This is a genomic window from Vibrio sp. MACH09, from assembly GCF_033238805.1.
In the GTDB taxonomy this organism is placed as follows: Bacteria; Pseudomonadota; Gammaproteobacteria; order Enterobacterales; family Vibrionaceae; genus Vibrio.
On sequence record NZ_BSFZ01000001.1, the window covers coordinates 2,630,808 to 2,650,705 of the forward strand.

The following is a 19,898-nucleotide window of genomic DNA, read 5'->3' on the forward strand; positions in this document are numbered from 1 at the left end:
TAGAGCAACAAGATAACAGCTAGAGCCATCATTGCAAGTGTAAATAATAAAAAACACACGGTGTAAATATAATATTACACTCAATTTTATTGTTGTATCGATATTGGATATCAACTCTCCATCGCTATTTTTAACAACAGATCTCGCTTAAAATAATAACAAACCATTTTTCACTTTAGGCTATTATGGAACTCGTTTTATCCCTATTGCAACAGATGTGTGTCTATTTAGTATTGGCCTATATGCTGAGCAAAACCCCGATTTTCCTGCCTTTACTAAGCATGTCAAACCGTATTGAACACAAGTTGACCTGCTATGTCATATTCTCGCTGTTTTGTATTATGGGTTCCTATTTTGGCTTGCAAATAAACGACGCTATTGCCAATACTCGCGCGATGGGAGCAGTAATGGGCGGTCTGTTTGGTGGACCTGTGGTTGGTTTCGCCGTCGGACTCACTGGAGGAGTACATAGATACACGTTGGGTGGCTTTACCGATCTAGCCTGTGCAATCTCAACAACCGCTGAAGGTTTAATTGGTGGCCTGCTGCACGCTTACTTAATCAAGAAAAACAAACCAGAGCAGCTATTTAATCCACTTGTGGTTTTCTCGATTACCTTTTTTGCTGAAGTCATACAAATGCTGATTATTTTGCTTGTTGCAAAACCCTTTGATCAAGCGTTCCAGTTAGTATCAACCATTGTTACTCCTATGATAATAGCCAACTCGGTTGGTGCCGCACTTTTCATCAGTATTCTCCAAGACAGAAAAACGATTTTTGAAAAATATTCAGCGACATTTTCTCGTCGAGCATTGACGATTGCTGAACGCTCTGTGGGGATATTAAGTACAGGGTTTAATGCCCATAATGCAGAAAAGATGGCACGAATCATTTATGAGGAGACCAGTGTTGGTGCCGTATCAATTACCGATAAAGACAAAATCTTAGCCTTTGTGGGTATCGGTGATGATCACCACAAACCTAATACACCTATTTCATCCTACTGCACCAGGAAAGCCATCGAAGAGAATGACATCATCTACATGGATGGCAAAGAAAACCCTTATCAATGCTCCATTTCTCATGATTGTAAGTTAGCGTCAGCATTGGTTATTCCGTTAAGGGCCGGAGATCAGGTTGTTGGAACCATTAAGCTATACGAACCAAAACGAAAACTGTTTTCTACCATTAATATGTCCATGGCTGAAGGCATTGCACAGCTGCTCTCAAGCCAGATTTTATTTGGCGATTATCAAGAGCAGCGAATACTGCTTTCCCAAGCCGAGATAAAACTGTTACATGCACAGATCAACCCTCATTTTCTCTTCAATGCCCTCAATACTATTAGCGCCGTAGTGAGAAAAGACCCGACCAAGGCAAGAGCATTGATTCAGCACCTTTCCCACTTCTTTCGCAGTAACTTAAAACAGAACGTTGATATTGTCTCATTACGCGAAGAACTTGAGCATGTGAATGCCTACCTTACGATAGAAAAGGCCCGCTTTAGTGATCGACTAGAAGTCGATATAGACATCGATCCGGAACTACAAGATAGAGAGCTCCCGAGCTTTACCCTTCAACCACTGGTGGAGAACGCCATAAAACATGGTACCTCGCATATGCTTGAAGGTGGACATATCAGGATTTATAACCAATGTAACAGCCAAGGCTGCGAGATAATTGTTGAGGATAATGCTGGTAGCTACTCTGAACCTAAAGAAGGTCATCAAGGATTAGGCATGCAAATTGTGAGCAAACGCCTAACTCACTACTTTGGACATGATGGCTCACTCAAGACGGTAGTAAATAATAATGAATTTACTAGAATGAGCTTTATTATCCCCAATAAAAATATAAACAACGAATCGAATAGTGAAAGAAAGGACGGTACATGTTAACTGCATTAGTCATTGATGATGAGCTACTCGCACAAGAAGAGCTAACAGAACTTTTACATGAAACCAACCAGATTAATGTGCTTGATAAAGCCAGTAACGCCATTGAAGGGTTGAAAAAAATCAACAGCCTAAAACCTGATGTGGTGTTTTTAGACATTCAAATGCCACAAATAAGCGGCATTGAACTGCTGGCGATGCTTGATCAAGACACGATGCCATCAGTTGTGTTTGTGACTGCCTTTGATCAATATGCGATTCAAGCATTTGAAGACAATGCCTTTGATTACCTACTTAAACCTATTGATACCTGCAGACTCAATAAAACCATCAGCCGTTTAGTCAAGCAGCATGAAAAAGAACTTAAACAAGCAGATATCACCATATTAGCACCAAGCTATTTAGAACAGATCCCCTGTATTGGCCATAACCGAATAGTGATCATTGCCAGTAAAGATGTAGAGATGGTCTATAGCGACATCAGCGGTGTTCATGTTCAATCTGCTCACCTTTCCGCATCAAGCCAGCTCACCCTTAAAACACTAGAAGAGAAAACAAACCTTCTTCGCTGCCATCGACAATATTTAGTTAACACCAATACGATCAAAGAGATAAAACTATTAGAGAATGGCTTAGCAGAAATCATCACCAACTCAGATCATGTCGTTCCTGTGAGCAGAAGACACTTAAAAGTGCTTAAAGAAAAATTGGGGATCATTTAGTCCAACAATCGCTTCATTGCAATAGACGCCTCTTTCCACTGAGATGAAGATTGTAAATCTGATAAAGTAAAAGCGTGTTTCTTGAACAGATGCCTTACTTGTGGCTCAGTTGTCACTACTAGGTTATCAAGCACATCAATTTGAGATTGCCTGTTGTTGCACATCAGCACCATATCACAGCCAGCATCAAGAGATTGCTGTGAGCGTTCTGCAGGTGTTCCCATAATACCAGCGCCATCCATATTGAGATCATCAGAAAATACGATCCCTTTAAAACCTAGCTGCTTCCGCAATACCTCTTTTAACCAATATGGTGAACCGCTGGCTGGCTGATCATCATAATGACTATAGATTACGTGGGCTGGCATAATGGCGTCCAACACCCCACTATTGATTTGCTTGGTAAATATGGCCATGTCTTCTTCAAAAATGGTACGTCTATCATCGTAAGGAGTTTCCAGATGGGAATCGGCAATAACACCACCATGCCCAGGAAAATGTTTCCCCGTCGTAGCCATTCCCACCTCTTTCATCCCTTTCATAAATGCGGTACTAAAACGCAATACAGATTGGGCGTTATCAGAAAAGGCACGGTTGCCGATAGCCTGACACTGATGACCAACATCAAGCACCGGAGCGAAACTTAAATCAATATCATGAGCAATAAGCTCTGCCGCCATCAACCAACCAGCCTGTTGAGCTAGCTCTTCACCATTTGGCTGCAGCGCAAAGCTGCTAGCAGGGGGAATCAATGAGAAATGCTCACGAAAGCGTTGAACTCGTCCACCTTCTTGATCAACACCAACCAGAACTTTACCTTGGGTCACTTTCCGTATAGCGGTATTTAACGCTGTAAGCTGTTGGTTATCATAGTAGTTTCTAGCAAACAAGATAACTCCACCAACCGTCGGATGCTGCAATACCTCTTTGTCTTCTTGTGAAAGTTCATAGCCAGCGACATCTAACCAAAGCGGTCCCATAATTACACCTTTAATAACGAAAATGATTACAAATTATTGCTTGATGGCTTAACAAACGAAGTTATGCCCCAGAAGCTGAATAATAGCAGCAAAGCCTATCATCAAGTAACCGCATTTTTCTCTCGAGCAGTTCAGCTTAAATAAAGCCCAGTAAAGAAAACGTCTTATGCAGATGATATACTCAAGTAACCTCAAGGAGCTAGTTCAGCGAGAATTTTTTGGCTTCTGATCAAGGCACTGATTTGAAGGCATAGTCATTCTACGGCAAGAATCAGTAACACAGGGCAGCAGCCAATAAAACTCGCCCTTTGGAAGCGCATCAACATGCTCAATTCTGCGTCAGATAACCTTGAAAGAGAATGCCATTCCTTCGATTATCTTTCTTGAACTGAACCTGTTGATGTCGCTCTGAATCCTGCATCTTGAGGTCACTTGAGTATATACTGATGAGCGAGCTAACAATTTAAAATAGATAGGATTTTTTATGGAAGCAGGTGAACTCTATATAGGTGTGATGTCTGGTACTAGCTTAGACGGTGTAGATACAGTGCTCGTTCGCTTTGACCAAAACAAGTTAACACTGCTTGCAGAAAGCTTCTATCCTGTACCAGAACAATTAAAACAGGCGTTACTCGATATCGTTATCGGTCAAGAGACCACGCTGAAAACCGTCGGTGAGTTAGACCATTGCTTAGGGCATCTATATGCTGACGCCATTAAGCAACTACTGGATCTATCTGGTTACCAAGCCCAGCAAATTAAAGCCATAGGCAATCATGGACAAACGGTATTTCATCAACCCGATGGTACGGCTCCATTTACCATGCAGCTTGGTGATGCCAATATCATCGCCAGCAAAACAGGCATAACTACCGTAACCGATTTTCGTCGTAAAGATATGGCTTACGGAGGGCAAGGAGCGCCACTTGTACCTGCTTTCCATCAATCCATCTTTCAAGCCAATCACTCTAGTGTCGTGGTGCTCAATATAGGCGGTATCGCCAATATTTCAGTGTTGAGACCCAATATTGCGACTATCGGCTATGATACTGGACCTGGAAATATGCTTCTTGATAGCTGGATCGCTGAACAGCGGTCTCAACCTTTTGATTTGAATGCAGAGTTTGCTTTGTCTGGCACAGTAAATAAAGGTTTATTGGCACTACTGTTACAAGATGACTTCTTTTCAAAACCCGCTCCCAAAAGTACTGGCAGAGAACGATTTAACCATAGCTGGCTCAACAATAAATTGGCGGAATATGGTCAAAAACTCGCTGCCGAAGATGTTCAAGCCACGCTCGTGGAACTGACCGTTATCACCATTAGCGATGAAGTTCGCCAATATAGCAATGGCACGTCTCCTGAGTTGCTTGTTTGTGGGGGGGGAGCGAATAATCCTTTAATTATGGCAAGGCTAAATCAGCTGCTAACAGGGTGGACGGTGGCAACCACCGATGAGCGAGGCATTAGCAGCGATTATATGGAAGCGATTGCGTTTGCTTGGTTAGCCAAGCAGAGAATCCACAATTTACCCAGCAACTTGCCGCAAGTAACGGGTGCAACGCGCCTTGTCTCACTCGGCGTGATTTATCCAGCAGATACAGAGGAAGTATAGATGACAAATGATGCCCTAATATCCGCCCTCTCCAGCTTAGTCTCAGAAGGGCGAAATCCAGAAACGATGGATATTGACTTACTCTCCTCTTTAGAGATTGTTCAGCGCCTTAATACGCAAGACAAAACCGTTCCTCTGGCGGTTGAAAAAGTACTACCTGAGATAGCGCTAGCCGTTGATCGCATCACCCACTCTTTCAAAAAAGGTGGCAGACTGATTTACATTGGCGCAGGAACCAGTGGTCGATTAGGCGTTCTCGATGCTTCTGAATGCCCTCCGACTTTCGGTGTGTCTGATGATATGGTTGTTGGACTTATTGCCGGAGGAAAAGAGGCGATATTCAAAGCGGTAGAGGGTGCTGAAGATTCGGAAAGCATGGGAATTGAAGATCTACAAAACATTCAATTTAATTGTGATGATGTATTGGTTGCTATTGCTGCCAGTGGAAGAACTCCTTATGTCATTGGCGCACTTCATTACGCCAATCGTCTCGGGGCAACGACCGTCGCACTATCATGCAATCCCAACTCACCAATTGCTGACATTGCCGCCATAGCCATTAGCCCCGTTGTTGGACCAGAAGCGTTAACCGGTTCCACCAGATTAAAGTCTGGTACCGCACAAAAACTGGTTCTTAACATGCTCACCACCGCCAGTATGATCCGCTTAGGGAAGAGTTATCAAAACTTAATGGTGGATGTGAAGGCCAGCAATAAAAAGCTTTCTGCTCGGGCGGTTCGTATTGTTATGCAAGCAACAGATTGTGATGCTACGCTAGCGAAAGCCCGCCTTGCTGAAACTCAATTTGATGTAAAACTGTCCATACTGATGATACTAACTGGCATGGAACTGCCACAAGCCAGACAGCAACTGGAGCAACAAGGTGGCTTTTTACGAAAAGTGGTAGAAAAACAGTAGCACAAGTCTTTCTAGTCACTCAATTAACGAGGGAGGTTTACTTACCCTCGTTCCAACCTCTTAACCATTCCATGCGGAACTTTTGTGCGCTAACGGTTCCTTCACATACGCCTTGGTAGTACGAACCAGAAAGACCTATTTGATATGCATGTTCAGGATTACAATACTCAGTTACTCCCCTTACGTAACCTTGGTCATACTCAGCTTGATTTGCCTCTCCTAACTTTTGCAACTCCGAAAACGAACGAGAGTGCTGACCTTTTATACCGTCACGGTAGCCAATATCAGACCAATTACCGCTCGCGGCTAAATCCTCAACACCAGCAGAACACGCTGACAATAGCAGCGCCAATAGAGAAAAATAGATTTTTAGTTTCATGTTATTGCCCTTAAATTGCTCACTCCATCGACTAACTGCAAAGTGATGTCTATCAATAAATAGTACCTTAAAACAGACAACATTGTTTTATAATGTCACTCAATCATTCTGTTTTTCTATATAGCGAAATAACTTAAAGGGGCTTATTTAACAATAATATATTTTCAAACCACCAGTTTGAACACATCGCGACTCCGCAGTCGTTCAGGACCATGCCGCCTCAGCTAGACAGAAAAATACTCTCACACAGCATAACGAGTGGCTCCCAACGTCGACACAGAGTTATCGAATACAATTAACAAACCACTCAATTACTATATCGACCAGTTAATTCAATATTTAACCGCTTACCTTGTCTCTGGATGCATTTGACCATCTCTCCTTTTAGTATCAATGCTGAAATATATAAATAATCAATATGTGGGACAATAATTATGATGTGGTTTCTATTCTGTATCGCTGCTTTAATCGGTGGGTACTTTATCTACGGCGCGTTCGTTGAGAAAGTATTCGGTATCAATGAAAAACGTCAAACACCAGCGCATGCGCTAAATGACGGCGTTGACTATGTACCAATGTCGACTAAAAAGGTGTATCTCGTTCAATTACTTAATATCGCTGGTGTTGGCCCAATTTTCGGCCCAATTATGGGTGCCCTTTACGGCCCAGCGGCATTACTATGGATTGTACTGGGTTGTATTTTTGCAGGCGCGGTACACGACTACTTTTCAGGCATGTTATCGGTGCGCAATAATGGCGCGTCAATTCCAACATTATCAGGTCGCTACTTAGGTAATGGTGCTCGTCACTTTATGAACGTATTCGCCATTGTGTTACTTCTGCTTGTGGGCGTGGTATTCGTTTCTGCGCCAGCAGGAATGCTGACCAACTTAGTGAACGAGCAATCAAGTATGGAAGTATCAAAAATCACCATGGTGATCATGATTTTCGCATACTACATTATCGCAACGATTGTACCAGTCGATAAAATCATTGGTCGCTTCTACCCATTCTTTGGTGCGCTATTAGTCTTCATGTCTGTTGGCTTGATCGCTGCGGTAGGCTTCTCTAGCGAACACACCATTTTAGGTGGATACGCGCTGAGTGACATGTTTACTAATATGAACCCTAACAATCTTCCACTATGGCCTGCGTTATTTATTACTATCGCCTGTGGTGCTATTTCTGGTTTCCACGCAACGCAATCTCCTTTGATGGCTCGCTGTATGGAAAATGAGAAAAACGGTCGTTTCGTCTTCTACGGTGCAATGATTGGTGAAGGTATTATCGCTATTATCTGGTGTACTCTTGCACTAACATTCTTTGGCACCATTGACGGACTTCAAGAAGCGGTTAAAGCTGGTGGTCCTGGCAATGTTGTTTACTCTGCATCATTTGGATTACTTGGTGTGTTTGGTGGTATTTTGGCTTTCCTAGGGGTTGTTATTCTACCAATTACTTCTGGTGATACAGCATTCCGTTCAAGCCGTTTGATTCTGGCCGAGTACTTTAATGTTGAGCAGAGATCACTTCCAAAACGTTTACTGATGGCGGTACCTCTATTTATTATTGGCGGCATCCTAACTCAAGTAGACTTTGGCATTATCTGGCGTTACTTCGGTTTTGCAAACCAGTCAACCGCGACCATGATGCTTTGGACAGCAGCCGCTTACCTATTGCGTCACAATAAACTTCACTGGATTGCTACTGTACCAGCCATGTTCATGACAACGGTTTGTGTCTCGTTCATCATGAGCAGCGCTAAACTAGGCTTTGGTCTACCAATCAACATCTCAACCGTTATTGGTGTTGCATCTGCACTGGCTATCACGGCCTATGTAATTAAGACATCTAAAGGCAAGGGTGATTCTGAGTTGGCCGATGAAGAAAAACCAGATGGTGTGACCAAAACAGCATAATAGTTTAATACTTCATATAAACGACTGACTATACAAAAGGGTTCCTAATAGGAACCCTTTTTTGTTGTGCTAGGATGACACGGCTATAAAGCGAGGCTAAATATTAACTAATATTTTTTATTTGCAGCTCTTTCGGTACTTCAAAAAACATGTTTTCTTCACGTCCATCTATCTCTTCGATGGTTTCTGCACCCAAGGCTTGAATACGAGCCAGAATGTTATCCACTAGCTCTTCTGGTGCAGATGCCCCAGCCGTAACACCCACTTTTATTGACCCATCTAACCACTCAGGAAGAATATCTTCTGGGCAATCTGTTAAATAACTGGTCGTTCCTAGCTTCTCAGCCAGCTCTTTCAGTCTGGTTGAATTAGACGAGTTTTTTGAACCAACGACAACCATCACATCCACTTTTTCTGCCAGTTCTCGCACGGCATCTTGGCGGTTTTGAGTGGCATAGCAGATATCATCTTTACGTGGTCCTTGAATGTTTGGATAGACCTGACGAAGTTTTTCTATAACCTCGGAAGTTTCATCTACAGACAAAGTCGTTTGGCTGACATAGTGAAGATGAGACGGATCATTCACCGAGAGAGAGTCAACATCTTCAGGTCTCTCAACCAGGTACATACCACCAGTTTCACTTGAGTACTGCCCCATGGTCCCTTCTACTTCAGGATGGCCTGCATGCCCTATCAATACGACTTCCATATTCTTTTTGCTCGCACGGGCTACTTCCATATGGACCTTTGTCACCAGTGGACACGTCGCATCGAATACTGTCAAAGTTCGAGCTTTTGCTTCTTCACGTACGGCCTGCGAGACACCATGAGCGGAGAAAATCACAATGCTGTTGTCAGGAACTTCATTGAGCTCTTCAACAAATACAGCACCTCGTTGCTTTAATCCCTCTACCACAAAACGGTTATGAACCACTTCATGCCGAACATAGATAGGGGCTTGATACATGTCTAATGCACGCTCAACGATACTGATTGCGCGATCCACTCCCGCGCAAAACCCTCTTGGGTTTGCTAATAATATTTTCATGTCATTGCTCATTGCTATCTCTTTAACGCCGCTATTCTACAGATTTAATTTCAACTTCAAAGGTGACATCTTGTCCTGCTAGCGGATGATTAAAGTCTACCGTGACTGAGTCACCAGCAATATTAGTAATTATTCCGGGAATTTCATTACCATCAGCACCAGAAAAAGCCATGATTGCGCCTACTTCAGCATTTGCATCGCCTACAAATTTGGCTCTATCCATATGATGAATATTGTCTGGATTTGGCATACCAAACGCATCGGCAGCTTTTAACGCAATAGATCGGCTATCATCTTGTTTTAGACCAAGTAAATGCTTCTCAAAGTTGGGGCTTAAACTTCCATCACCCATAACAAATTTAGCAGGTTTACCCGACATATGGGTACTATCTGCTACTGAGTTGTCACTTAGTTTAATGGTGAAGTGGAGCGTAACAACACTATCTGACTGAATTGCGTTCACAGCGGTATCCTTTAATAGACAATTAAAATTTTTCTCTATTTAACCATCAAGCTTGTTTAGAAAAAACCTTTAGTTTTCTATGGATGTATAAACTGTGACAATAAAAAACACCAGAGCAAGGCTCTGGTGTTTTAAGTTATCTTGTTGATGTAATGAACATTACTTTGAACTCAAGTAACTGCAACTATTTGTCGTCATGAGTTCATTCGCGATGCTTTTACTCTGTTGGCTTTTTACGAAAGCCATCAAGGATGATCATCGCAGCGCCAATACATATAGCACTGTCCGCTAAGTTAAATGCTGGCCAATGATAGTTACCCCAGAAGAAATCAAGATAATCCACCACAAAACCGTGCACTAATCGATCATACACATTGCCTATTGCACCACCAATTATCAAAGCGTAAGCAATATTGTTCCACTTTTCCTTTGCCGGCAGTTTTGACATCCAATAAACAAGCATGCCACAAACAATAAATGCAATAGCGCTAAAGAACCAACGCTGCCAACCACCTTGATCACTAAGGAAGCTAAACGCTGCTCCATAGTTATGCACGTAAAGAAAATTGAAGAATGGCAAGATCTCTATACGATTATCCCAACCAAACCCCATACGGTTCATAACAAGGTATTTAATACCGATATCAGCAATAAACACCAGAGTCGCCAGCCAAAGCCAGCGTACTCCCGATTGCTGTAACGACATTGATTCTAATGACGTTGGTTCTTTATTCATAGCGATCCTAAATTAAGCAAACTGACGAGCTTCACCGTCACCTTCAACGTTAGAAACACAACGACCACAAATATTGTCATGACCTGCAATGGTGCCCACATCTGCAACATGGTGCCAGCAACGATCACATTTCTCTGTTTCCGCGGCGATCACTTCAACAAACAAACCGTCAATTTCAGTCGCCTGAGCAGAATCAGATTGTTCACTGATCCCTTTCACTTGCGCTTTTGATGTCAACAATACAAATCGAAGTTCATCACTCAGTTTATTGAGTTTCTCTGCTAAAGCATCATCTGCAAATAGTGTGACTTCAGCTTGTAAAGAACCACCAATTACTTTTTCACTTCGCGCCGACTCAAGCAATTTGTTCACTGCACCACGAACATCTTGAATACTGTTCCAAAACTCATCGTTTAGCTCATCACCTGCATCTAAAGCAAATAGCCCTTCATACCAAGTTTCGGTAAAGACAAACTTATTTCTGTCACCCGGCATCTGGTTCCAGATTTCATCCGCAGTGAATGACATGATTGGAGCCATCCAACGAACTAAGGCTTCTACAATATGGTAAAGCGCAGATTGACAGCTACGTTGAGCCAAGCCACCATTTTTCGCCGTGTATTGTCTATCTTTAATGATATCAAGATAGAAGGAGCCCATTTCAATAGAACAGAACTGCATTAAACGTTGCATAACACCGTGGGTATTATACTCCTCATAGGCTTTGATGATTTCATCTTGTGCTGCTTTGGCTCTACCTACAGCCCAACGATCTAATGCGATCATATCTTCAACTGCAACCATATCGGTTTCTGGATTAAAGCCATTTAAGTTCGCTAAGAAGAAGCGAGCGGTGTTACGAATTCGACGATAAGCATCCGCACTGCGTTTCAATATCTCATCTGATACAGCAACTTCACCCGTGTAGTCGGTTGACGCAACCCATAGACGAAGGATATCGGCACCCAGTTTGTTTGTGACATCTTTTGGTGCAACAACATTACCAATAGACTTAGACATCTTACGTCCATGCCCATCAACCACAAAACCGTGCGTAAGCACTTGCTTATATGGCGCTACGCCTTTCATTGCAATTGAAGAGATTAACGACGATTGGAACCAACCACGGTGTTGATCCGAACCTTCTAAGTACATGTCCGCACTTTGGCCGTTAAACTCGTCACGATTATCTACAACCGCATAGTGAGTCACACCAGAATCAAACCAAACATCTAAAGTATCTAGCACTTTCTCATACTTATCCGCATCTTCTGCACTCATTAGCTCGCTAGGATCAACATCCCACCATGCTTGAATACCCTTCTCTTCCACCAACTTAGCGACTTTTTCAATCAGCTCTGGCGTGTTCGGGTGCAAATCAGACGTTTCTTTATGCACGAATAGCGCAATAGGGACACCCCAAGTACGTTGACGAGAGATACACCACTCTGGACGACCTTCGATCATACCTTCGATACGACTTTGGCCCCAATCAGGGATCCATTGAACACCTTTGATCGCTTCCAACGCTTTGCTACGAAGCCCGGCTTGATCCATTGACACAAACCACTGCGGCGTTGCACGGAATATGATTGGTGTTTTATGGCGCCAGCAGTGAGGATAGCTATGCTCATAAGCGTGATGATGTAATAAAGCACCGCGCTCTTTTAACACATCCAGCACAGCATCATTGGCTTTGAAGACATGTTGACCAGCAAATAGCTCTGTATCAGGCAAGAATACACCATTTGAACCCACTGGATTCGCAACTTCTAAATCATATTGTTGACCAACAGCAAAGTCTTCTTGACCATGACCAGGTGCAGTATGAACAACACCAGTACCCGCTTCAGTCGTAACATGGTCACCAAGAATTGCAGGCACATCAAAATCATAAAATGGATGATTGAAGCGTGATAACTCAAGGTCATCACCTTTACAGAAACCTAAATTATGGAAGTGCTCGATACCGGCTCTGTCCATGACATCTTTGGCCAGTTCGGAGGCAACAATCAGTCGTTGAGGCTGATCGCCTTCAACTTGGATAAGTACGTATTCAAGATCGGCTCTAACGGCAACGGCTCGGTTAGCAGGTAGCGTCCAAGGCGTTGTTGTCCAGATAACAATTGAGATGTCACCTTCGCCTTGATGTCCATCAGCAAGAGAGAACTTATTAAGTAAAGCCGACTCATCCGCCGCCTTAAACATCACATCAATGGATGGAGAAACCTTATCTTTGTATTCTACTTCCGCTTCAGCCAATGCCGAACCACAGTCAGTACACCAGTGAACAGGTTTAAACCCTTTCAGCAAGTGACCTTCGTCGGCAATTTTACCCAATGCACGAATAATGTTCGCTTCGGTAGAGAAATCCATAGTACGGTAAGGTTTATCCCACTCGCCCATGATGCCAAGACGCTTAAAGCTCTCTTTCTGTCCTTCCACTTGACCAGCAGCGTAGTGACGACACTTTTCACGGAACTCAGCAGCGGTAACCTTTTGACCCGGTTTACCTACTTTCTTCTCAACCATTAACTCAATCGGTAAGCCGTGACAGTCCCAACCAGGTACATATGGCGCATCAAAGTCCGATAACGTTTTTGATTTGATAATAATGTCTTTTAGAATCTTATTCAGCGCGTGACCAATATGAATATCACCGTTGGCATATGGAGGGCCATCATGTAATACAAAGGATTTTTTGCCTTTTTTTGCTTTACGGATTTCACCGTAAAGATCTTCTTTATACCAACGCTTAAGCATTTCTGGCTCACGATTGGCCAAGTTACCACGCATTGGAAACCCTGTTTCAGGTAAGTTCAGGGTATCTTTATAGTCAGTCATTGATTTCTGATTCCGTTGTGTTGGGCGACGTTAGACATTATTTAGTCGCAATTGATTGTCGACTAATTCTTTAGCTGACGCAGCCACACCCTCGCTGCCTCAGCATCCAATTTAATTTGTGCTTTCAACGCTTCGAACGACTCAAAACGTTGTTCATCTCGTAGTTTCTTTACTAAAGAAACTTCAAGCTGTTTCCCATATAGATTTTCATTAAAATCAAACAGGTGAACTTCCAGTTGTTGGCGAGTACCGTTTACTGTTGGTCTCTGCCCTATATTCGCAACACCACCGTAGCAATGTTCGCCAAGACCATGAACCTGTACAGCATAAACACCAGAGACAGGAGAGACACATCGCTTTAGCGGTATATTGGCGGTAGGAAACCCAATGGTTCTACCTAGCTTTTGTCCATGTGAAACACGACCATTTATACTATAAGCTCTGCCTAAATAGGCTTCTGCTTGAACCAATTCATTTTCCGCTAACGCTTTTCTAATTGATGTGCTGCTTACACGATGCTCTTGAACGCAAAAACTTTGAGTGTTCACCACTTCAAAGCCATACTTTTCACCCGCTTTCTTCAGCATATCAAAGTTACCGGCTCTGTTTTGTCCAAAACAAAAATCATCACCGACAACCAAGAATTTAACACCCAGTCGATTAACCAACAAGTCGCTAATAAAGGACTCCGCAGGCCACTGTGCAAAACGCTTATTAAAATTAACACAGAGCAATCTATCAATATTGAGTTTGCTCAGTTGTACAAACTTATCTCTAAGCCGTGTCAATCGAGCAGGAGCTTGACCGGTGGAAAAGAGTTCCATTGGTTGAGGCTCAAATGTCATGACCACTGATGGCAATGCTAATGACTCTGCTTTTTGCGATAGCTGAGACAACACTTTTAGATGTCCTAAATGAACGCCATCAAAGTTACCTATTGTTAAAACACAACCTTTATGTTGCGCTTTAATGTTGTGAATGCCTCTAATCAATTCCATTTGAACTTGCTATAAACTCAGTATTGTTAATTTATTTAGTGTGAAACCGACGGATTATATACCAATCCGTATTAGTCCGTAACTGCTTTTAAATGATTTAAGCGGATACCTGATATTAGCGCGGTTACAACATAAACTAGCCCACCAAAACCGATAAGCGTAGCGAGCATCATGACACGCTCCATTATGTTCCAACTTAGCCACTGAGACATTTCTGGTAACTGCCACAAAAGTGCGGCAACCATAGCGGCACCAGATACAATCAATTTTGCTGTAAAAACAACGGTCTGCTTAGTAACGCAATAGACATTGGCTTTATGCAAACCTCGATACAACAAAGACATATTTACCAGAGCAGATAGAGCAGTCGCCATCGCCAGCCCCACATAACCATAGAAAGAGGCAAAAATAGCATTAAAGACCATATTTGACACCATCGCTATAATTCCATATTTAACTGGGGTTTTGGTATCTTGACGCGAGTAATATCCGGGAGCCAGTACTTTTATCAGCATGAAATTAAGTAAACCAGCAGCATAAGCAATTAGCGACAAGGACGCTTGATTTACATCATGAGGAGTGAACTCTCCACGCATAAATAGCACCATCAGCATAGGTTTTGCCAAAACCATCAAACCTAACATGGCCGGAAGACCAAGTAACAGCACCATGCGAATTCCCCAATCCATGGTGTTTTTAAATGCTTGATGCTGATTATCCACATGCTTTCTTGATAATGCAGGCAATATAACCGTCGCAATAGCGATGCCAAACAAACCTAACGGAAACTCCAATAACCGGTCAGAGTAATAGAGCCAACTGATGGAACCTGTTGCTAAGAAACTGGCAATGAAGGTGTCAAACAGTAAGTTTATCTGGCTGACGGATACGCCAAATAGAGCAGGAATCATTAACGTTCTTATCTTCACTACACCGGGATCACGCCATCCCCATTGCGGCTTAACCAACACCCCTTGCTGAATCAAAAATGGAATTTGAAATAGAAACTGGACTAAGCCTCCTAAAAAGACGCCTATCGCCAAGCCGACCTCTGGTTGTGACAGGTTAGGGGCAATAAACCAGGCAGAGGCAATGATCATGACATTCAAGAAAACAGGAGTAAAAGAGGAGACAGCAAATTTGCCCAAGGTATTCAGTATCGCCCCCGAAAGCGCGACGAAAGTAATAAACCACAAATAGGGAAAAGTGATTTTTAACATAAAGCTAGCCAGTTCAAATTTTCCAGCGGATGGGCCATCGTTTAACCAGTCTATAAACCAGCCGGCACCAAATAGAGCCGTCACTGCTCCTGAGCCAACAACACCAATAACCGTCACAATAGTCACCAGAACGCCTAACGTACCCGATACGCGGGCAATAAGTTGTCTGGTCTTTTCCTTATCCCCCTGAGCGTGATATTCGGTTAATACTGGAACAAAAGCTTGAGAAAATGCCCCTTCCGCAAATAGCCGACGAAGAAAATTAGGAATTTTATTGGCAAAGAAGAAAACATCGGCACTAGCGCCTGCTCCCATCAAATTTGCTACTACTACATCACGGACTAATCCGAGAATACGTGAAACAAGAGTCATCAAGCTAACTATTAAGCCTGATTTCAGCAGTCGCTTACTCACAAATACCTCTTTAAATGCTGTACCAATGCAATATACATATACTCAAATGACTTGAAGATACCTTTCCAAAGCGTGAGCTTTATTACCCATAGTCCTATACCACTGATTCTTGTTGTGGAATGACTATGCCTTCAAATCCGTTCCTTTGCCAGAAGCCAATAATTCTCGCCGAACAAACACCTTAAAGTTACTTGAGTATATTTAATAGCATTGGTCTGAAAATGCTGTTAGAATCCACGCCATCTTAACCGCGTTAACCTTACTATTCCAAATTTGAGTGAATTAGTTGGGTTTTTGCACAAATCATTTGACATATCGGCGATAAAGAGGCATATTCCTCCGCCTTAAATTGTCACCGAACTAAGTTTTTGGGAGTTAGACCCTTGGCAAACAGTAAATCTGCTAAGAAGCGCGCTATCCAGGCTGAGAAACGTCGTCAGCACAATGCTAGCCGTCGTTCAATGATGCGCACTTACATGAAAAAAACACTCGCAGCTATTGAAGCTGGCGATAAAGAAGCTGCAACTGCTGCACTAGCTGTAGTTACACCTCTTCTAGACCGTATGGCGACTAAAGGCCTTATTCATAAGAATAAAGCTGCTCGTCATAAGTCTCGTTTCAACGCGGCAATCAAAGCACTTTAATCTGCTTAGATAGTTACTTGAAACAAAAAACCGGCTTTCGCCGGTTTTTTTATACCTAAAATATCAACTCCAATAACACTCTTTTCTAATCATCCATTTTTAGTTTTATCGGTATTATTGAGTTGATTTAGTGGTTCTATATCATGCAGGGCAGTACAAAGCGTGCAGCAGTTTTATCATCTCTTTCACTTCGTGACTACTCAGTGAATAATAAACTGTTTGAGCTTCTTTTCTTGTCGCAACAAGCCCATCTCTACGCAGCCATGCGAGGTGTTGAGATAATGCAGATTGACTAAGTTCAAGCATGGTACAGAGCTCACCTACAGAAAGTTCTTGCTCATGAAGAATACACAATATTTGCAATCGTCTTTCATTTGCCATCGCTTTCAATAAGGCAACTGCCTTAGCGGAGTTTTTCTCCATTTCTTGTAGGTTCATCTAATAGCCTCCAACAAGCTAAATTTTATATGAGCTAATAATATAAATAGAGGTGCCAGTTGCCATACTGACTTATTAATAAATTTGTTATTATTTGATCTATGAATGGTAATACAATTCAACGTCATATTGAAGAGATATGCACATCTATTAACAAATAACATACTACTAATAAGGCCTAAATCTGTAAAACTGAGCTTTACTATAAAATAGGGTCAAACAAATGACCGAAATCTGCATCACAAACATTTTTAACCGCGGGATGCTGGATCATTCTTTCGGCAAAAATCACATAATATTCTTCTTTTAACTCTTTGGCTTCACCGATTTGTTGGAACGCATAATTACTACTTAGTTCCGACAGATATAGATCAGGAGCAAGATATATAACATCCGAATGATACTGGGCAAATGCTTTCATCAGCGCAACATCATCAAACTCCCCCAAAATATTAGGCTGAATGCCTTGCCGATCAAACCAAGCTGAAACTTTTCGCCCCATTGATGTTCGGCTACCAGGCAACAACAACTTTTTTTGCTCCAAGATTTCAGGAAACTGAACGTTATCTAACGCGCCAGAGTAATAAAAGCTAAGTGAGCACTCACCAAGCTTCTTACTGTATAAACCGGGCAATTGGCTAGAGTCGATTGGACAGTCGGATAAGATCATATCCAACTTATGTTGAGATAACTGCTCTAACAACAGTTCATGGGTTGATTCAAAACAGCGTAAATGAATGCTTCCATCTTCCGGTATGGTGTTCATTAATACCTTACTGACTAACCGCTTAGATAAAGCATCTGCTACTCCGACATCAAACAATAGATTCGAGCGCTGACTATAATTTACGATATCAAGCATTTCATAGCTGAGGCCAAACATACGATCAGCATACTTATAAATAAGCTGTCCGAGCTCTGTTGGCTCAACATTACGACCATTACGCTTAGTTAATTTTCCATTGATTCGTTCTTCAAGCGCTTTAATTTGTCCGGTAACCGTTTGTGGTGTGAGAAAGAGAGCATCGGCCGCTTTTGAGACTGAGCCCTGCTTGCACACCATCCAAAAATAGTAGAGATGATTGTAATTTAAATGCGACATATTTCCTCTCATGCAAACTGTATATATTGATGATATACAGGCAAATAACTCGGTATTTCCGAGCAGATATAAACAATAGTATAGTTTTACCGAAACATAAATATCTTAGATGACATTTTTGTCACATTAAAAATAACTTTTTTTGTCAAATTGCTCTCTTCAATCATCAATTTAAAGAATACCAGAAAATAAAAAACACAATAAAATCATAAAATTACAAACAAAAAGCACAAAGGCAAACGTTTACCTACACTTAATAAATCATTATCGGTATTTTACAAAACTGTCATATTAGTGAAATATTCAACCTCTACTATCCCGAGCAGATAAGCAAAATGACCAATAATCGGGTCTCGGAGAAAAATTATGAACCAAGCCACAACTGCAGCATCATCGCATAAGAAGTCTGCTAATTGGATACGCTGGGCAAACTTGGTATTCATGCTTTATTTATTACTACTGGCTGTTTCTATGGTTGGTAGTGGGTTTAAGCTCGCAACTGGTGAACAAGCAAAAACACTATTTGAATTTGCTTCCCATCCTGTAGCGGGATTAATGATAGGTTTAGTCGCCACAGCATTAATTCAGTCCTCTAGTACCGTTACCTCGATTATCGTTGGTCTTGTTGCTGGTGGACTTCCGGTAGAAACCGCAATCCCTATGATCATGGGTGCAAATATCGGAACAACAGTCACTAATACCCTAGTGAGCCTCGGTCACCTCCGCTGCAAACACGAATTTAAACGTGCTTTTGCAAGTGCCACCATACATGACTTCTTTAACCTATTGGCTGTATTGATCTTCCTACCTTTAGAAATGATGTTTGGTATTTTAGAGAAAATATCTCACTGGCTAGTCTCTCCTATGCTAGCAACAGGTGATATGAGCATTAAAGGGTTCAACTTTATAAAGCCAATAACCAAGCCTGTTGTTTCAGCGTTGAAAGAGCCGCTAAGCACATTTGGTGACGTCGCTGGTGGCGTAGCACTTATCTTTATTGGTATCGCCACTGTATTCTTAGCGATTACGGTAATGGGTAAGTTAATGAAGAAACTGATGGTTGGTCGTGCAAAAGATATTTTGCAGCGGGCCATTGGTAAAGGTCCTTTACACGGTATTCTATCGGGTTCTATCGTTACCGTTCTGGTTCAATCTTCATCTACCACCACGAGCCTAATGGTTCCTCTAGTAGGTACAGGTGTTCTTAAAGTAAAAGACGTCTACCCATTCACTCTTGGCTCTAATATAGGCACCTGTATTACTGCGCTTTTAGCGGCAACAGCAGTCACAGGTGAGTATGCGGTATTTGCCTTACAAATCGCCTTAGTCCACTTAACTTTCAATGTATTAGCCACTATCTTTATTTTTGGCATTCCGTTCTTGCGTGACTTGCCTCTTAAAGGTGCAGATATCATTTCAAATCTAGCGATGGAAAATAAATCTGTCGTAGTTGCTTACCTTGTCTGTGTCTTTATCATTATGCCGGGAGCCATCTTAGCTCTAACTGTATAGTGCACTTTCATAGACTTTCACCTCTCTCAAAGGTGATATAAGTAGAGATAA

The 19,898-nt window shown here is 42.1% G+C and carries 17 protein-coding genes; 7 read left to right on the forward strand and 10 right to left on the reverse strand.

The genetic code is table 11. The features are described 5' to 3' along the window. Positions 1–185: 185 nt before the first annotated feature. Positions 186–1,898, forward strand: coding sequence for a sensor histidine kinase (locus CHJ_RS11795; protein WP_317917740.1), 1,713 nt, complete (start codon positions 186–188; stop codon positions 1,896–1,898). After that, on the forward strand, positions 1,892–2,617 hold the full coding sequence (btsR, locus tag CHJ_RS11800; RefSeq protein ID WP_171751302.1) for a two-component system response regulator BtsR: 726 nt from the start codon (positions 1,892–1,894) through the stop codon (positions 2,615–2,617). The genes CHJ_RS11795 and btsR overlap by 7 nt, the downstream gene beginning before the upstream one ends. Here btsR and nagZ read toward each other — a convergent pair. Continuing rightward, positions 2,614–3,597, reverse strand: a complete 984-nt coding sequence (gene nagZ / locus CHJ_RS11805; RefSeq protein ID WP_317917741.1) for a beta-N-acetylhexosaminidase — start codon at positions 3,595–3,597, stop codon at positions 2,614–2,616. The two genes, btsR and nagZ, sit on opposite strands and share 4 nt — an antisense overlap. A gap of 484 nt (positions 3,598–4,081) precedes the next feature. Between nagZ and CHJ_RS11810 the strand changes: the two genes are divergently transcribed. Together CHJ_RS11810 and murQ are read left to right on the forward strand one after the other, a co-directional pair. Beyond that, entirely contained in the window at positions 4,082–5,212 is a 1,131-nt protein-coding gene (locus CHJ_RS11810; RefSeq protein WP_317917742.1) for an anhydro-N-acetylmuramic acid kinase, read from the forward strand. After that, complete coding sequence (murQ, locus tag CHJ_RS11815; RefSeq protein ID WP_171751299.1) at positions 5,213–6,130, forward strand: N-acetylmuramic acid 6-phosphate etherase; 918 nt, start codon at positions 5,213–5,215, stop codon at positions 6,128–6,130. A 37-nt stretch (positions 6,131–6,167) separates the two neighbouring features. Here the strand turns inward: murQ and CHJ_RS11820 are convergent, their stop codons facing one another. Continuing rightward, a complete protein-coding gene (locus CHJ_RS11820) occupies positions 6,168–6,509 on the reverse strand; it encodes a DUF2799 domain-containing protein (RefSeq protein WP_171751298.1) in 342 nt (113 codons plus the stop codon). 434 nt (positions 6,510–6,943) lie between these two features. On the opposite strand from CHJ_RS11820, the gene CHJ_RS11825 reads away from it, so the two are divergent. Continuing rightward, positions 6,944–8,428, forward strand: a complete 1,485-nt coding sequence (locus CHJ_RS11825) for a carbon starvation protein A (protein WP_171751297.1) — start codon at positions 6,944–6,946, stop codon at positions 8,426–8,428. Positions 8,429–8,531: 103 nt separating this feature from the next. Here CHJ_RS11825 and ispH read toward each other — a convergent pair whose 3' ends face one another. The 6 genes from ispH to murJ all read right to left on the reverse strand — a co-directional run bounded on the left by ispH (position 8,532) and on the right by murJ (position 16,151). Then, positions 8,532–9,488 carry a 4-hydroxy-3-methylbut-2-enyl diphosphate reductase gene (ispH, locus tag CHJ_RS11830; protein WP_171751296.1) on the reverse strand — a complete coding sequence of 319 codons (957 nt, stop codon included), beginning with the start codon at positions 9,486–9,488 and terminating at the stop codon, positions 8,532–8,534. A gap of 19 nt (positions 9,489–9,507) precedes the next feature. Continuing rightward, on the reverse strand, positions 9,508–9,939 hold the full coding sequence (gene fkpB / locus CHJ_RS11835) for an FKBP-type peptidyl-prolyl cis-trans isomerase (protein ID WP_171751295.1): 432 nt from the start codon (positions 9,937–9,939) through the stop codon (positions 9,508–9,510). A gap of 217 nt (positions 9,940–10,156) precedes the next feature. Further along, entirely contained in the window at positions 10,157–10,675 is a 519-nt protein-coding gene (gene lspA / locus CHJ_RS11840) for a signal peptidase II (protein WP_317917743.1), read from the reverse strand. 12 nt (positions 10,676–10,687) lie between these two features. After that, the gene (ileS, locus tag CHJ_RS11845; protein WP_317917744.1) at positions 10,688–13,519 is read right to left on the reverse strand and encodes an isoleucine--tRNA ligase; all 2,832 of its coding nucleotides are present in this window, start codon (positions 13,517–13,519) and stop codon (positions 10,688–10,690) included. Positions 13,520–13,581: 62 nt separating this feature from the next. Further along, positions 13,582–14,517, reverse strand: a complete 936-nt coding sequence (ribF, locus tag CHJ_RS11850; RefSeq protein ID WP_317917745.1) for a bifunctional riboflavin kinase/FAD synthetase — start codon at positions 14,515–14,517, stop codon at positions 13,582–13,584. Between the two features lie 71 nt (positions 14,518–14,588). Beyond that, the gene (gene murJ, locus CHJ_RS11855) at positions 14,589–16,151 is read right to left on the reverse strand and encodes a murein biosynthesis integral membrane protein MurJ (protein ID WP_171751291.1); all 1,563 of its coding nucleotides are present in this window, start codon (positions 16,149–16,151) and stop codon (positions 14,589–14,591) included. Between the two features lie 383 nt (positions 16,152–16,534). Between murJ and rpsT the strand changes: the two genes are divergently transcribed. Beyond that, entirely contained in the window at positions 16,535–16,795 is a 261-nt protein-coding gene (gene rpsT, locus CHJ_RS11860) for a 30S ribosomal protein S20 (protein WP_171751290.1), read from the forward strand. Positions 16,796–16,936: 141 nt separating this feature from the next. Here the strand turns inward: rpsT and CHJ_RS11865 are convergent, their stop codons facing one another. Then, the gene (locus CHJ_RS11865; protein WP_171751289.1) at positions 16,937–17,233 is read right to left on the reverse strand and encodes an ArsR/SmtB family transcription factor; all 297 of its coding nucleotides are present in this window, start codon (positions 17,231–17,233) and stop codon (positions 16,937–16,939) included. A gap of 202 nt (positions 17,234–17,435) precedes the next feature. Further along, positions 17,436–18,335: a transcriptional activator NhaR gene (nhaR, locus tag CHJ_RS11870; protein WP_171751288.1), complete on the reverse strand. Its 900-nt coding sequence runs from the start codon at positions 18,333–18,335 to the stop codon at positions 17,436–17,438. 366 nt (positions 18,336–18,701) lie between these two features. Here nhaR and CHJ_RS11875 point away from each other — a divergent pair, with 366 nt between their 5' ends. Then, on the forward strand, positions 18,702–19,847 hold the full coding sequence (locus tag CHJ_RS11875) for a Na/Pi symporter (protein ID WP_317917746.1): 1,146 nt from the start codon (positions 18,702–18,704) through the stop codon (positions 19,845–19,847). The last annotated feature ends 51 nt before the right edge of the window (positions 19,848–19,898 follow it).

Coding starts and splice junctions, on each gene's coding strand:
- CHJ_RS11795 (WP_317917740.1), top strand. CDS start 186: ATGGAACTCGTTTTATCCCTATTGCAACAGATGTGTGTCTATTTAGTA.
- btsR (WP_171751302.1), top strand. CDS start 1,892: ATGTTAACTGCATTAGTCATTGATGATGAGCTACTCGCACAAGAAGAG.
- nagZ (WP_317917741.1), bottom strand. CDS start 3,597: ATGGGACCGCTTTGGTTAGATGTCGCTGGCTATGAACTTTCACAAGAA.
- CHJ_RS11810 (WP_317917742.1), top strand. CDS start 4,082: ATGGAAGCAGGTGAACTCTATATAGGTGTGATGTCTGGTACTAGCTTA.
- murQ (WP_171751299.1), top strand. CDS start 5,213: ATGACAAATGATGCCCTAATATCCGCCCTCTCCAGCTTAGTCTCAGAA.
- CHJ_RS11820 (WP_171751298.1), bottom strand. CDS start 6,509: ATGAAACTAAAAATCTATTTTTCTCTATTGGCGCTGCTATTGTCAGCG.
- CHJ_RS11825 (WP_171751297.1), top strand. CDS start 6,944: ATGATGTGGTTTCTATTCTGTATCGCTGCTTTAATCGGTGGGTACTTT.
- ispH (WP_171751296.1), bottom strand. CDS start 9,488: ATGAGCAATGACATGAAAATATTATTAGCAAACCCAAGAGGGTTTTGC.
- lspA (WP_317917743.1), bottom strand. CDS start 10,675: ATGAATAAAGAACCAACGTCATTAGAATCAATGTCGTTACAGCAATCG.
- ileS (WP_317917744.1), bottom strand. CDS start 13,519: ATGACTGACTATAAAGATACCCTGAACTTACCTGAAACAGGGTTTCCA.
- ribF (WP_317917745.1), bottom strand. CDS start 14,517: ATGGAATTGATTAGAGGCATTCACAACATTAAAGCGCAACATAAAGGT.
- CHJ_RS11865 (WP_171751289.1), bottom strand. CDS start 17,233: ATGAACCTACAAGAAATGGAGAAAAACTCCGCTAAGGCAGTTGCCTTA.
- nhaR (WP_171751288.1), bottom strand. CDS start 18,335: ATGTCGCATTTAAATTACAATCATCTCTACTATTTTTGGATGGTGTGC.
- CHJ_RS11875 (WP_317917746.1), top strand. CDS start 18,702: ATGAACCAAGCCACAACTGCAGCATCATCGCATAAGAAGTCTGCTAAT.